This is a genomic window from Thermus composti (genome assembly GCF_014647535.1).
Lineage (GTDB): Bacteria > Deinococcota > Deinococci > Deinococcales > Thermaceae > Thermus > Thermus composti.
Genome location: NZ_BMPJ01000002.1, coordinates 102,432 through 116,051 on the forward strand (window position 1 = coordinate 102,432; position 13,620 = coordinate 116,051).

Annotated in this window: 12 protein-coding genes, 3 tRNA genes and 1 pseudogene; 6 read left to right on the top strand and 10 right to left on the bottom strand. The window is 67.7% G+C overall.

Annotation, left to right across the window (positions count from 1 at the left end):
* The first annotated feature begins 75 nt into the window (after window positions 1-75).
* The 5 genes and pseudogenes from IEX93_RS01285 to IEX93_RS01305 all read left to right on the top strand — a co-directional run bounded on the left by IEX93_RS01285 (window position 76) and on the right by IEX93_RS01305 (window position 2,656).
* Window positions 76-779, top strand: a pseudogene (locus IEX93_RS01285) (hypothetical protein).
* 46 nt (window positions 780-825) lie between these two features.
* Window positions 826-901, top strand: a tRNA-Lys gene (locus tag IEX93_RS01290).
* 70 nt (window positions 902-971) lie between these two features.
* Entirely contained in the window at window positions 972-2,399 is a 1,428-nt protein-coding gene (locus tag IEX93_RS01295; RefSeq protein WP_188845620.1) for an NAD-dependent succinate-semialdehyde dehydrogenase, read from the top strand.
* Between the two features lie 104 nt (window positions 2,400-2,503).
* Window positions 2,504-2,578: transfer RNA gene (locus tag IEX93_RS01300), tRNA-Glu, on the top strand.
* A 1-nt stretch (window position 2,579) separates the two neighbouring features.
* Window positions 2,580-2,656, top strand: a tRNA-Val gene (locus tag IEX93_RS01305).
* A 27-nt stretch (window positions 2,657-2,683) separates the two neighbouring features.
* Here IEX93_RS01305 and IEX93_RS01310 read toward each other — a convergent pair.
* From IEX93_RS01310 to IEX93_RS01350, 9 genes are read right to left on the bottom strand one after another with little or no spacing between them, the layout of a single operon-like run.
* Window positions 2,684-3,469, bottom strand: coding sequence for a DciA family protein (locus IEX93_RS01310; RefSeq protein WP_371863140.1), 786 nt, complete (start codon window positions 3,467-3,469; stop codon window positions 2,684-2,686).
* Window positions 3,427-4,458, bottom strand: a complete 1,032-nt coding sequence (recF, locus tag IEX93_RS01315) for a DNA replication/repair protein RecF (protein ID WP_188845622.1) — start codon at window positions 4,456-4,458, stop codon at window positions 3,427-3,429. Before recF ends, IEX93_RS01310 begins: the two co-directional genes overlap by 43 nt.
* A complete protein-coding gene (locus tag IEX93_RS01320) occupies window positions 4,458-5,630 on the bottom strand; it encodes an MFS transporter (RefSeq protein ID WP_188845623.1) in 1,173 nt (390 codons plus the stop codon). Before IEX93_RS01320 ends, recF begins: the two co-directional genes overlap by 1 nt.
* A gap of 9 nt (window positions 5,631-5,639) precedes the next feature.
* On the bottom strand, window positions 5,640-6,455 hold the full coding sequence (gene pstB, locus IEX93_RS01325; RefSeq protein ID WP_188845625.1) for a phosphate ABC transporter ATP-binding protein PstB: 816 nt from the start codon (window positions 6,453-6,455) through the stop codon (window positions 5,640-5,642).
* Window positions 6,449-7,660 (bottom strand): phosphate ABC transporter permease PstA, encoded by a 1,212-nt coding sequence (gene pstA / locus IEX93_RS01330; protein WP_188845627.1) that lies wholly within the window; start codon window positions 7,658-7,660, stop codon window positions 6,449-6,451. Before pstA ends, pstB begins: the two co-directional genes overlap by 7 nt.
* Window positions 7,653-8,555 carry a phosphate ABC transporter permease subunit PstC gene (gene pstC / locus IEX93_RS01335; protein ID WP_188845629.1) on the bottom strand — a complete coding sequence of 301 codons (903 nt, stop codon included), beginning with the start codon at window positions 8,553-8,555 and terminating at the stop codon, window positions 7,653-7,655. The genes pstA and pstC overlap by 8 nt, the downstream gene beginning before the upstream one ends.
* 56 nt (window positions 8,556-8,611) lie before the next feature.
* Window positions 8,612-9,577, bottom strand: coding sequence for a PstS family phosphate ABC transporter substrate-binding protein (locus IEX93_RS01340; RefSeq protein WP_188845631.1), 966 nt, complete (start codon window positions 9,575-9,577; stop codon window positions 8,612-8,614).
* Between the two features lie 36 nt (window positions 9,578-9,613).
* The gene (gene mnmA, locus IEX93_RS01345) at window positions 9,614-10,717 is read right to left on the bottom strand and encodes a tRNA 2-thiouridine(34) synthase MnmA (RefSeq protein WP_188845633.1); all 1,104 of its coding nucleotides are present in this window, start codon (window positions 10,715-10,717) and stop codon (window positions 9,614-9,616) included.
* Window positions 10,714-11,595, bottom strand: coding sequence for a DUF1385 domain-containing protein (locus tag IEX93_RS01350; protein WP_188845634.1), 882 nt, complete (start codon window positions 11,593-11,595; stop codon window positions 10,714-10,716). Before IEX93_RS01350 ends, mnmA begins: the two co-directional genes overlap by 4 nt.
* Window positions 11,596-11,636: 41 nt before the next feature.
* On the opposite strand from IEX93_RS01350, the gene IEX93_RS01355 reads away from it, so the two are divergent.
* Complete coding sequence (locus tag IEX93_RS01355) at window positions 11,637-13,022, top strand: leucyl aminopeptidase (protein WP_188845637.1); 1,386 nt, start codon at window positions 11,637-11,639, stop codon at window positions 13,020-13,022.
* Window positions 13,023-13,057: 35 nt separating this feature from the next.
* On the opposite strand, the gene IEX93_RS01360 is transcribed toward IEX93_RS01355, so the two are convergent.
* A complete protein-coding gene (locus IEX93_RS01360; protein WP_188845639.1) occupies window positions 13,058-13,501 on the bottom strand; it encodes a Fur family transcriptional regulator in 444 nt (147 codons plus the stop codon).
* Between the last annotated feature and the right edge of the window lie 119 nt (window positions 13,502-13,620).

The following is a 13,620-nucleotide window of genomic DNA, read 5'->3' on the forward strand; positions in this document are numbered from 1 at the left end:
GCGGTGGGGGCCCCAAAGGGGGCTTTCCAAGCCTGTTGCGAAACCACCGCGCGGCCCCTTATCTAGGGGTTATGGATGCGCCTTCTCGTGGTGGACTTTGACTACTTCTTCCCCGTGCCCCAAGTCCCCAAGGACCCCCTGGCCCCCCTCTTTGCCTGGGCCCACTTTGAGACGCCCTATTACCGGGAGGAGGTGTGGGAGGAGCGGGCCTTGGCCTTCCTCCTCCGGGGGCTTCCCCTGCCCGGGGCCCGGGGTGGGAGGGCTTTTGGGGGCGCTTCGCCTTCGCCCCCGGGGCGGTGCTTTACTACGCCGACACCAACGCTTTAGCCTTTCACCCCAAGGTGCGCCAAGGGGTGGAGGAGGTGGTCCTCTTTGACGCCCACCACGACGCCGGCTACCGCCCCTTGGGGGAGGAGCCCGCCTGCGACGACTGGATGGTCTTCTACCACCGCCTGGGGGCAAGGCTTCGGGTCTATTACCCTCCCTGGCGGGACCCCTCCTTGGAGCCCGAGCCCCGGGTCCCGGTGGCGCGGGCGCTGGACCCGGGGGGGCGGGTGGAAGGGGTCTTCCACCGGGTTTTCCTCTGCCGGAGCGGGGCTTGGGTGCCTCCCTGGGCGGACGGGGACTTCTTCGCCTTCCTGGGGGAAGCCCCCTTGCCTAAGGTGGCCCTCGAGGCGGTCCACCCCCGGCCCTTCTTCCTGGAGGCCCTGAAACGGCGGGTGGTGGAGGAGGGGTTTGGCCTGCGCTTCATGGAGCGCCTTAAAGGCGGGGTCAGATAAGCGGTGGACAACCCTCTCCCCTTGGCCTATAATCACATAGGCTATTGGGCCGTTAGCTCAGCTGGCAGAGCAACCGACTTTTAATCGGTAGGTCGCAGGTTCGAATCCTGCACGGCCCACCATTTTCCCATAAAAAGGTCCCCGGGGCGCGGCCCCCTAAGTGGTAGGCTTGAGGGGAAGGAGCGTGGGTCCATGGAGCGCCTGGAGTTTCCCAAGGAGGCTTTTCTGGACGGGGCTTGGCGTTCTCTTCCCCGCCGCTTTTCTGTGGTCAGCCCGGCCACGGGGGAGGTGGTGGCCGAGGTGGCGGACTGCGGCGAGGAGGAGGCCAAGGAGGCCTTGGAGGCGGCGGTGCGGGCCTTTCCCGCCTGGAGCAGGGCCACGGCCTACGAACGGGCGGGGGTGCTTCGGCGCTGGTACGAGCTCATCCTAAAGCACCAGGAGCCCCTGGCCCAGCTCATGGCTCTGGAGATGGGCAAGCCCCTCAAGGAGGGCCGGGCCGAGGTGGCCTACGCCGCGGGGTTCGTGGAGTGGTACGCCGAGGAGGCCAAGCGGATCTATGGGGAGACCGTGCCCTCCCAGTTCCCCCACAAGCGGATCCTGGTGCGCTACGAGCCCGTGGGCCCGGTTTACGGGATCACCCCCTGGAACTTCCCTGCGGCCATGGTGACCCGGAAAGCGGCCCCGGCCCTGGCGGCGGGGTGCACCTTTGTGCTCAAGCCGGCGGAGGAAAGCCCCCTCACGGCCCTCTACCTGGCCCGGCTTTTTCAGGAGGCGGGGGGGCCTCCCGGGGTTTTCCAGGTCCTGCCCACCTCGGACCCCGAGGGGGTTTCCCGGCCCTTCTTGGAGGACGAAAGGATCCGCAAGCTCACCTTCACGGGGAGCACGGAGGTGGGGGTCCGTCTTTACGAGAGGGCGGCTAGAACCTTGAAGCGGGTTTCCCTGGAGCTAGGGGGCGGGGCGCCCGTGCTGGTTTTCGCCGACGCCGATCTGGAAAGGGCGGTGGAGGAGACGCTTCGGGCCAAGTTCCGCAACGCCGGGGAGTCTTGCGTGGCGGCCAACCGGATCTTCGTGGAGGCCCCCATTGCCGAGGCCTTTGCCCAGGCCTACGCCGAAAGGGTCCGGGCCCTCAAGGTGGGGGATCCCCTTTCCGAGGAGACGGACATCGGCCCCCTGGTGAACGAGGCGGCCCTCAGGAAGGTCCAGGCCCACGTGGAGGACGCCCTGGCCCTGGGGGCAAGGCTCGTGGTGGGGGGTGAGGCCAAGGGGCTTTTCTTCGCGCCCACGGTGCTTTTGGACGTGAAGCGAGAAAGCCTCCTTTTCCGGGAGGAGACCTTTGGGCCGGTGGCGCCCATCACCGTGTTCCGTGAAGAAGAGGAGGCGGTTTCCTGGGCCAACGCCTTCCCGGTGGGGCTTGCGGCCTACGTCTTTACCCGGGACCTCTCCCGGGCCTTCCGGGTTTCCGAGGCCCTGGCCTACGGGATCGTGGGGGTGAACGACGGGGTCCCTTCCACGCCCCAGGCTCCCTTCGGCGGGGTGAAGCGCTCGGGGCTTGGCCGGGAAGGGGGGAAGTGGGGCCTAGAGGAGTACCTAGAGGTGAAGTACGTCTCCTTGGGGCTTTGAGGCCCCTTGGGGGCGAGGAAAGGGTCCTTAGGCGGTGGGCGCCTTGCCTCGTGGGGAGGGGTGAGGGTAGAATCCCCTATGGGCGGCCCGTGCGTGCCTTTCGGGGCCCCATCGTCTAGCGGTTAGGACGCGGCCCTCTCAAGGCCGAAGCGGGGGTTCGACTCCCCCTGGGGTCACCACGGGCGGCTAGCTCAGCTGGTCAGAGCGCTCGCCTTACAAGCGAGAGGCCAGAGGTTCAAGTCCTCTGCCGCCCACCATAAGGCCCCGGCCTAAAGGCCGGGGCTTCACCCTTCCCGGGAGAGGAGGCTTCGCACCCCTTCAGGTAGGGCTTCCTGGGGGAAGAGCTTTTGAAAGCGCTGGGCCAGGTCCTTGAGGAGGGGTATAAGGCTTGGTTCCCGCAAGGCCTCGGGGTAAAGCTCCCGCATCTCGGTGAGGAGCTTTTCCCGGGCCAGGTGCCGGGCGGCGGCCAGGGGCTCGCCGGAAAGCCTCGAGGGCCTACCCCTGTAGAGGCGCTCCGCCTCCTTCCGGACGGCGGGGTCTTGGAGGAGGCGGCGGCAGGTGGGGCAGGGGTGGGTGGGGCTTGGGGCCTCGCAGATGGGGCAGGGGCTTCCCCGCTGGTGGAGAAAAAGGGCCCGGGCCGCCCGGGCCACCCGCTCCTTGAGGGCGGGGGGGGCCGCCTCCGCCAGAAGGAGCGCCTTGCGGCTCGCTTCCAAGGCCTTCTCCTTGTCCTCCGGGACGGGCTCGGGTGGGGGCGGTTCTACCCTGCCCACCTGGAAGCGGATCTCCCGCACCATCCCGGGGAAGCGCTCCTCGTAGCGCTTGAGGAGGGCCAGGCGGGCGTAGGTGAGCTGGTGGGCCGCCACGGGGTCGGGCACCACCACCACCAAAGTCCCCTCCTCCAGGGCCACCGCCTCGGTGAAGCGGGCAAGTCCGGGGCCCGCCACCTCCTTCCAGAAGGCGAGGACCATGCCCCGCTTAAGCCGCTCCTTTCCCCCCGCCCGCTTTAGGGCCTCGGGGATCACCTCCTTTAGCCGCCAGGGCAGAGGACCACCCCCCCTTGCATGGAGCATACCAGGGCCCCTTCGGGGGCGGAAAGCCCGGCCAGGACCGCCTGGGGCAGGGCCTTGGCGTAGGCGAGGAGGGCTTGCCTGCGGGCCTCGTCCAGCTCCTCCCCCCACTCGTCCACCAGGAGGAGGGGGGCTTCCCCGTGGTGCTCCCAAAGGAGGCGGTGTTCCGCCAGGCGGAGGGCCAGGGCCAAAGCCTTGGCCTCGCCCCGGCTGGCGAAGCGGTGGGCGGGCCTGCCCTCGAGGAGAAAGACCAGCTCGTCCCGGTGAGGGCCCACCAGGGTCTGCCCCCTTAGGCGCTCCTCTTCCCGACGGGCCTTTAGGGCCTCGAGGAGCCCCTCGGGGGCTGTCTCCTCCAAAAGAAGCCCGGCCTCCCCCGGGGCCAGGGCCCGGTGGGCTTCTTGGAAAAGGGGAAGGAAGCGCTTGAGGAAGCGCCGCCTGAGGGTGCGGATCTCCTCCCCGTAGCGGGCGAGCTCCCGGTCCCAGACCCCAAGCTCCCCTTCCCCGGCCTTGAGGAGGGCGTTGCGCTGGCGCAGGGCCTTCTCGTAGGCGGAAAGAAGGGCGGCGTAACGCCGGGAGAAGCGGGCGATGAGCCGGTCCAGGAAGGCCCGCCGCTCCTCCTTGCTTCCCAAGACCACCTCCACGTCCTCGGGGAGCACCAGGACCGATCCCGGTAGCTCCCAAAGGCCCCTTAGGGGAACGGGTTTCTCGTTAAGGCGCACCTCCCGCCCCCCGTTCCCCAGGCGCTGCTCCACCCGGTAGGTGCCGAGGAGGGTTTCCACCTCAGCGAAAAGCCAGGCCTCGGCCTCCCCGAAGCGGACCAGGTCGGCGAGCCCCCCCCTTACCTCCCCCCCCAGGGCTAGGTGGAAGGCGAGGAGGAGGCTCGTCTTTCCCTGCCCGTTCCCCCCCACCACGGCGAAAAGGCCCGAGGGGGGCCGGAACTCGGCGAGGACCAGGTTGCGAAAGTTCCGCTGCCGGAAGAGGAGCAACCGCATCAGAGCTTCACCCTGCGGAAGAGGACGGGGAGGAAGAGGAGGGCGAGGAGGAGGAGGGAGGCTCCAAGGACGTAGGGCCCCTCGGGGGCCAGGCGGTAGAGCCCCGTGCCCACCATGGGCCCGAGCATCCTCCCCAGAGCCTGGGCGGAGCTATTAAGCCCCGCCACCAGGCCCTGCTCCCCCTCGCCCACGGCCAGGGAAAGGGCCGCCGTGACCCCGGGGAGGGCTAAGCCTTGGCCCGCCCCCTGGAGGGCGAGGCCCAAGGCCAAAACCCAGAAGGTCTTGGCGTAGACCAGGAGGACGAAGCCCAGGATCCCCAGGGGAAGGCCTAAGGAGAGGAGGACCTTCGGGGGCCATCCGGTCTTGCGCACCAGGACACCCTGGACGAAGACGGCCACGATCCCATAGAGGACCAGGGCCAGGCCCACCTTCTGGGCCGTCTCCACCCCGCTTAGGAGAAGCCGGTCCTGGAAGTAAAAGGCGATGGTCTGCTCCAGGGCCACGCTGGAGAGGTTCAGGGCGAAGCCCAAGAGGAGGAGGGGGAAGACCCTGGGGTCAAAGGGGGAAAGCCGCGCCCCGGCTTCGGTCCCTCGGGGTTTGGACTCGGGGAGGACCAGGTGGACGAAAAGGGCGTTTAGGAGGGCGATCCCCGCCGAGAAGAAGACGGGGGCGAGGAGGCCAAAAAGGGCGGCAAGCCCCGCTCCCAGGGCGGGCCCCAGGATCACCGCCAGGCCAAAGGCCGCTCCCAAAAGGGCCATGCCTGTGGTGCGGTTTTCCCGCCCGGTGACGTCGGCCACGTAGGCCTGGGCCGTGGGCAGGGTGGCGGAGCTAAAGGCCCCGCCCAGAAGCCTCGCCAGAAGGAGGAGGGGGAAAAGGAGGCCTCCCGAAAGAACGCCCTTTTGCCCCAGGAGGGCGAAGAGGCCGAAGAGGAAAAAGCTCGCCGCGAAGCCCAGGATGCCCAAAAGGAGGACGGGCTTCCGGCCCCGTTCGCTCCGCCTACCCCAGTAGGGGGAAAGGAGGAACTGCATCAGGGCGTAGCCCGTGGAGAAAAGCCCCACCTGGACCTCGCTTAGGCCCAGCTCCCGGCCCAAGGGGCCCAGGATGGGAAACAGGATGGAAAGCCCCAGGACGCTGTTAAAGAGGGTGAGGAAGAGGAGGCCGAGGGCGGACATGGGCCGATTTTAGCCGAAGCGCCCGGTGATGTAGGCCTCGGTGTAGGGGTGCTTGGGCTTGGTGAAGAGGACCTCCGTGGGGCCCTCCTCCACCAGAACCCCCAGGTGCATGAAAAGGGTGCGGTCGGAAACCCGGGCCGCCTGCTGCATGTTGTGGGTGACGATGACCACGGTGTAGCGTTTTTTGAGCTCCAGGATCAGGTCCTCTATGGCCTGGGTGGCGATGGGGTCCAGGGCGCTGGTGGGCTCGTCCATGAGGAGGAGGGGCGGCTCCACGGCGATGGCCCGGGCGATGCAAAGCCTTTGCTGCTGCCCGCCGGAAAGCCTTAGGCCGCTTTCCTTCTTGAAGCGGTCCTTGACCTCTTCCCAGAGGGCGGCCCGCTTCAAGGCCTCCACCACCCGGTCCTCCAGCTCGCTTCCCTTCACCCCCATGAGCCTTAGGCCGAAGGCCACGTTCTCAAAGATGGTCTTGGGGAAGGGGTTGGGCTTTTGGAAGACCATGCCGATGTGGCGGCGCACCGCCACCGGGTCCACCCGGGGATCGTAGATGTTCACCCCTTCATAAAGGACCTCGCCCTCCACCCGCACCCCGGGCACCAGGTCGTTCATGCGGTTGAGGGAGCGGAGGAGGGTGCTCTTCCCGCACCCCGAGGGGCCGATGATGGCCGTGACCTGGTTTTTGGGAAAGCGCACGGAGATGCCGTAAAGGGCCTGCTTCGGCCCGTACCAGAGGTTGAGGTGGCGCACGTCCACCAGGGCTTGGCTTTCCGGCACCGGCTCGGTGCGCACGGTCTGGTGCTCTTTCAGCTGTTCCAGGCTCACCATTCCCTCCTGAAGCGGTTCCTGAGGTAAAGGGCCAGCAGGTAAAGCACGGAAAGGAGGAGGAGCATCACCAGGATGCCCGCCGCCGCCACCCGGGCGAACTCGGGCTGGTTCTGGCTGATCCAGAGGTAGATTTGCACCGGGATCACCGTGTACTGGGAAAGGGGGCCCGTGGGGGCGAAGGGCACGTAGGCCGCCGCCCCTACCAGGAGGAGGGGGGCCGCCTCCCCGATGAGCCGGGCGGCGGAGAGGATCACCCCGGTGACCATCCCGGGCAGGGCGGCGGGGACCACCACCCGGAAGACCACCTGCCTGCGGGTGGCCCCCAGGGCGAAGGCTGCCAAACGCATGGACTCGGGGACCGCCCTCAAGGCCTCCCGGGCGGTGACCACGATGACCGGGATGCCCAAAAGCCCCAGGGTGAGGGCGGCGGCCAGGACGCTGGGCCCAAGCCCCATCCCCCGCACGAAGAGGGCCAGGCCCAAAAGCCCGTAGACGATGGAGGGCACCCCGGCCAGGTTGCGGAGGTTGACCTCCAGGAGGCGGGAAAGCCGCCCCTCCCGCAGGTACTCCTCCAGGAGGATGGCGGTGCCCACGCCCACGGGGATGGCCAGGAGGAGGGCCAAGGAGAGGACCCAGACCGTGCCCCAGACGGCCACCCCGATCCCCGCTGTGAGGGGGGAGCGGGAAGGGGGGCGGGTGAGGAAGGTCTGGTCCAGCCAGGGGTTTAAGACCAGGCGCTCCCCTTCCTGAAGGTTGGCCTTAAGCTCGTTCCAGCGCCGAAGCCCTTCCGCCAAGGAGAAGTCCGCCACCCGCTTGTCGTAGACGTTGGTGACCACGTAGCGGAAGGGGCCCTCGTGGGTGTTCCACATGAGCTCCACCCGGTTTTGCAGGAAGAGGGCGCTCCGCTCCTTGGGGTCTTGGAGCATGAAGTCCGCCTCCTCCTCGGTGTAGCCTTGGGCCAGGAGCTCCTGCCTTAGGATGGCCTCCGCCGAAAGGCCGAAGGGGTAGGTGTGCCCGGGGCCCATGTCGGCTCGCACCACCTGGACGGAGACGCTCCGGTAGAGGGTGTCCCCCAGGAGGAGGGCGAGGAGGCCCAAGGCGAGAAGGAGGGGGAGGACCAGGGCCCGGGCGAAGACCCGGTCAATGCGGGCCTTCCAGGGGTCTTGGGCGAAGGACTCTGGAGAAGGGGTGAGGGTCCTATTCATACCGCTCCCGGTAGCGTTCCACCACCCACTGGGCCAGGATGTTGAGGAGGAGGGTGAGGAGAAAGAGGGTGAAGCCCACGGCGAAGAGGGCGTAGTAGGCGGTGCTGCCCACGGGCTGGTCCCCGGTGGCCGCCTGGACGATGTAGCTGGTCATGGTGGCGATGGTCTCCCGGGGGTCCAGGGTGAGGGCGGGGCGCTGGCCTGCGGCGATGGCCACGATCATGGTCTCCCCGATGGCCCGGCTTGCCGCCAGGATGATGGCGGCGATGATGCCGGAGAGGGCGGCGGGGAAGACCACCTTTAGGGCCACCTCGTAGGGCCTCGCCCCCAGGGCGTAGGCCGCTTCCCGGATGGAGCGGGGCACGGACTGCATGGCGTCGGCGGCCACGTTGGAGACGTAGGGGAGGATGGCGAAGCCCATCACCAGGCCGGCGGAAAGGGGGTTAAAGAGGCTTAGACCGGGGATCACCTTCTGCAAAAGCGGGGTGACGAAGAGGAGGGCGAAGTAGCCGAAGACCACCGTGGGGATACCCCCGAAAAGCTCCAGGACCCCCAGGATCCGGGCGCGCCTTCCCGGGGTGAGGTACTCCGAGATGTAGACGGCCAGGCTTAGGCCCAGGGGAATAGCCACCAAAAGGGCGATGGCGGTGACCAGGAAGGTGCCCAGGACCAAGGGGGCGATGCCGTAGCGGGGGTTGGCGAAGAGGGGGGTCCACTCGGGGGCGAAGAGGAATTCCCTTAAGGGCACCCGGCGGAAGAACTCCACCACGTCCCCCAAGAGGCTCAGGATGACCCCCAAGGTGGTGAGGAGGGTGACGCAGGAAAGGAGGAGGAGAAGGAGGAAGGTGAGGACCTCCAAGGGGTGCCTCGAGGGCTTTTGCTTCAGGATCTCCATGCCTTTCCCATTCTAAAGGGGGTGGGGCTTGCCCCCACCCCCGGGCAGGGACGGGTTTACCTGAGTTCCTTCCTGAGCTCTTCCACGAACCTGGAAAGGGGCGTGCCCGCCGGCAACTCCATGAAGAAGGTGCCGGTCTTCTTCCGCTTCACGAGCTCCTGGCCGATGGCGTAGGCCTCGGCGGGGAGCTCAATGTACCCGGTGGAGCGGATGGCCCTCCGGGCGGCGGGGGAGAGGTAGAAGTCCACGAAGGCCTTCACCTCCGGCCGCTCCAGGCTCTTGACGTTCACGTAGATGAAGAGGGGCCGGGCGAGGGGCTGGTAGGTGCCGTTGAGGACGTTTTCCCGGGTGGGAAGGACGCACCCCTTGCCGTCGTCCACCGCCACCGCCTTCACCTTGTCCTTGTTCTCCTCGTAGTAGGCGTAGCCCAAAAAGCCCATGGCGTAGGTGTCCCCCGCCACCCCCCGGATGGTGACGTTGTCGTCCTCCGTGGGCTGGTAGTCGGTGCGGATGGCCTTGGCCTTGCCCACGATGGCCTCGGTGAAGTAGTCAAAGGTGCCGGAGTCCGCCCCCGCCCCGTAGAGCCTCAGGGGCTGGTTGGGCCAGCCCTGGCGGATCTGGCTCCAGCGCTGGATCTTGGAGTTAGGCTCCCAGATGGCCTTGAGCTCCTGGGTCTTCAGGCAGGTGGCCCAGGTGTTCCTGGGGTTCACGATGACCGTGAGGGCGTCGTAGGCCACGGGGATCTCAACGAAGGCCACCCCGTTTTTCTGGCAGACCTTGAGCTCCTCGGGCATGATGGGGCGGCTTGCGTTTTGGATGTCCGTCTCCCCACGGCAGAACTTCTTGAAGCCGCCTCCCGTGCCCGAGAAGGCCACCACCACCCGGATGTTGGGGTTGCGGGCGGTGAACTCCTCCGCCACCGCCTGGGTGATGGGGTAGACGGTGGAGGAGCCGTCCGCCCGGATCTGGGCCAAGGCCGTGCCCGCTAGGGCCAGGATCGCAAGACCGAGTGCCTTTCGCATCGCTCAACCTCCCACCTACACTCTGACCGGGTTTTGTCAGGAGAAGGTCAAGGCGCGGGGATCCTCGAGCCCCGCCAGGTTGTAAAGCCCCCGCCGGATCACCGCCCCCCCAAGAAGCCTTTCCCCTTGGTAAAAGACGGCGCTCTGCCCCGGGGTGACGGCGAAGACCGGGCTTTGGAAGCGGAGGCGCAAAGGCTTTAAAGACTCCACTTTGGCCTTAACGGGAGGAGTGCGGTAGCGCACCTGGACCTCCACCTCCTCGGGGAGCTCCGCCAGGAGGTTCACCTCCTCGCCCTCGAGGCCCCCCCAGTAGCAGGCCTCCTTGGGACCCACGTAGACCACGTTGGCCTCCGGGTCTATGCCCACCACGTACCTTTCCAGGTGGGTCTTGCGGAGGCCGAGGCCCTTCCGCTGGCCCAGGGTGTAGAGGCTTGCCCCCTGGTGCTCCCCCACCACCTCCCCCGTGAGGGCGTCCACCAGGGGGCCCGGGCGCAGGGGAAGCCTCTCCCGGAGGAAGCCCCGCACGTCCCCGGCCACGAAGCAGAGGTTCTGGCTTTCCGGCTTCCTGGCGGTGGGCAGGCCCGCTTCCTCGGCCAGCTTGCGCACCTCGGGCTTGGTGAGCCCCCCCACGGGAAAGAGGAGGTGGGGGATGGCCTCCTTGGGGGTGCCCCAGAGGAAGTAGGTCTGGTCCTTGTGGGGGTCTAGGCCCCTAAGGAGGGCAAGGCCTTCCCTCCGCACGTAGTGCCCCGTGGCCACGTAGTCCAGGCCGAGCCTTCGGGCCTGCTTGAGGAGGGCCCCGAACTTGACAAAGGTGTTGCACCGGGCGCAAGGGTTGGGGGTGCGCCCTTGGGCGTAGTCCCGGAGGAAGGGGGCGATGATCTCCTCCTCAAAGACCTCCCGGTAGTCCAGAAGGTAGAAGGGGATGTCCAAAAGCTCCGCCACCCGCCGGGCCTCGTAGGCGGCGTCCGGGGTGCAGCAGCTCTCCCAGGCCCGGGGCTTGCCCCCTTCCAGGCTTGGGGGGGGAAGGTCGGGCCAGAAGCGCATCATGGCCCCCACCACCTCGTAGCCCGCCCGCTTCAAGAGGAGGGCGGCCACGGAGGAGTCCACCCCCCCCGACATGGCCACGAGAACCCGCTTCATGCCACCACCTTCTCCCCGAGGGCCGCCTCGGTGCTCCTTATGGCCACCTCCACCATCTCCGGGGTGGGCTCGGCCACGGTGAGGGCCTGGAAGCGGAAGCCAAGCTCCCTCAAGAACCGGGAGAGGGGGTCGTCGTGCCGGGCGGAGAAGTAGAGGAGCTCAAAGGCCAAGGCCGCCACCACGGGCAGGAAGAGGACCCGGGCAAAAAGGCGCCACCAGAGGACCTCGGGGGCGGGGATGAGGCTATAGACCAACACCGAGACCACGATGACGAAGGCGATGAAGGTGGTGCCGCACCGGGGGTGGAAGCGGGGCTGGGCCAGGACGTTTTCCACCGTGAGGGGAAGCCCCTTCTCATAGGCGTGGATGGCCTTGTGCTCCGCCCCGTGGTACATGAAAAAGCGCTTTATCTCGGGCATGCGCCGAATGAAAAGGAGGTAGCCCACCAAAATCCCCACCTTGAGGAGGCCCGCGAGGAGGTTATAGAGCACGGGGTGGCGGGCGGCGTCCACGAAAAGCCCCGAGAGGAAGCCGGGGAGGACGATGAAAAGGGCGATCCCGAGGAGAAGGCTCACCGTCACCGTCCCCCAGAGGGCTCCCCGGGGAACCTCCTCGCCCCCGGCGAGCTCGGCGCTCCGCGCCAGGGCCCTATAGCTCACGGAAAGGGCGTCCCAAAGGGCCACCACCCCCCGAAGGAGGGGAAGCCTCGCCCAGGGGTAGCGTTCGGCGAGGGCCCTTTCCTCGTGGCGTTCCACGTGGATCTTTCCGTCGGGCAGGCGCACCGCCAGGGCCCAGGCCCAGGGAGCCTTCATCATCACCCCCTCGAGGGCCGCCGCTCCCCCGAGGGCCGCCTGCTTCGCCAAGAGAAGCCACCGCATCCTTTCCATTCTGCCACGGGAGGCGTGGTATAACCCTAGGCGTGATCACGCTTAAGTCCACCCAGGCCACCCTGGCGGAGGGGCAAGCCCCCCTCAAGGTGGCGTTCGTGCGGCAAAAGGACCTTTTGCCCCAGGGAAAGGCCCTGGACCATCGGCTGCAGGGGCTTCTGACCCGGGCGCTGGCGGAGGCGGGTCCCAAGGAGGGGGAGGGCCTCCTCCTTTACACGGAGGAAGGCCCCGTCTTCCTCTTTGGCCTTTCGGAGGACCTTCGGGCCACGGGCGGAAGGCTCGCCCAGGCCCTCCTCAAGCTCGCCTTCCCCGAGGTCCTGGTGGAGCCTTTGGAGGACGCCTACGCCCTGGCCGAGGGCCTTCTCCTCGGGGCCTACCGCTTTGACCGGCTCAAGACCAAGCGGGAGGAAAAGGCCCTCACCCTCCTCCTTCCGGGTGTCCCCGAGGCCCTTTTGGAGCGGGCGAGGAAGGTGGCGGAAGGGGTCTATTTCGCCCGGGACCTGGTGAACGAGCCCCCCAACGTCCTGACCCCTGAGGCCCTGGCGGAGCGGGCCCTGGAGCTTAGGGCCCTAGGGGTGGAGGTGGAGGTCTTGGACGAGAAGGCCATCGCCGAGCTCGGCATGGGGGCCTTCCTGGCCGTGGCCCAGGGCTCGGAAAACCCGCCCCGTTTCATCCGGCTCCGCTACGCCCAAGAGGGCGCCAGGGCCCGGCTGGACCTGGTGGGGAAGGGCCTCACCTTTGACTCCGGGGGCTACTCCCTGAAGCCCACGGAGGGCATGGCCACCATGAAGGGCGACATGGCGGGGGCGGCGGCGGTGCTCGGGGCCTTCAAGGCGGCGGCCCTTCTCGGCCTTCCCGTGGAGCTAAGGGGCTACATCGCCGCCTGCGAGAACCTCATCTCGGGCCGGGCCTACCGGGTGGGGGATGTGCTCAAGACCCTTTCCGGCAAGACCGTGGAGGTGATGAACACCGACGCCGAAGGGCGCCTCACCCTGGCGGACGCCCTGGCCTACGCGGAAAGGGAGGGGGCGGAGCGGATCGTGGAGCTTTCCACCCTCACGGGGGCGGCCATGGTGGCCCTGGGGGAGGAGGTGGCGGCCCTCTTCGCCACGGAGGAGGCCTGGGGGGAAAAGGTCCTAAAGGCGGCCCGGGAGGTGGGGGAGAAGGTCTGGCCTATGCCCTTGGAGAAGGCCTACCGGGAGAAGCTGAAAAGCTCCGTGGCCGACCTCAAGAACGTGGGGGACCGCTACGGCGGGGCCATCGTGGCGGCCCTCTTCCTGGCGGAGTTCGTGCGGGTGCCCCTCGTCCACCTGGACATCGCCGGTCCCGCCTTCGCCCGGAAGGCCCACGCCCTGGGCCCCGAGGGGGGAACGGGCTTCGGGGTGCGCACCCTCCTCCGCCTGGCCGAGGGGCTTTAGGGGAAGGCCCGGGGAAACCCCCGGGCCTTTAGCGTCTACTCCTGGCAGCTAGGGCACTTGCCCCTAAACTCCAGGCGGAACCCTTCCAGGGCCCAACCGGTCCGCTCCGCCGCCGCCTTGAGGGCGGGCTCGAGGTCCAGCTCCGGCAGGTTCTTGAGGAGGAGGTCCTCCACCTTGCCGCAGGCGGTGCAGGCCAGGTGAACGTGGGGCTCGCGGTAGCCGTCGTAGCGGGTGGTCCCCTTGGGGTCCTTGAACTCGTAGATGAGGCCGTGCTCCCTGAGGACGTGGAGGTTAAGGTAGACGGTGGAGAGGCCGATATCGTACCCCCGCTTCTTTAGGCCCTGGTAGAGCTCCTCCGGGGTGGGGTGGACGTTCTTGCGGTCCAGGTAGCTAAGGATGCGCTCCCGGGGCAGGGTATGCCGCAGGCCCACCGCCCGCAACCGGGTCCTGTAGTTTTCCTTTTCCTTAGTCCTTGGCATGGCTCCTCCTTCTTCTCCATTCCAGTATACACATCCCGTGTGCAAACGCAACAGGGTATTAGGGAAGGTAGTGTATAAGTCCACCTCCGGGCCTTTAGGCGGGAACCTCCTTATAATGG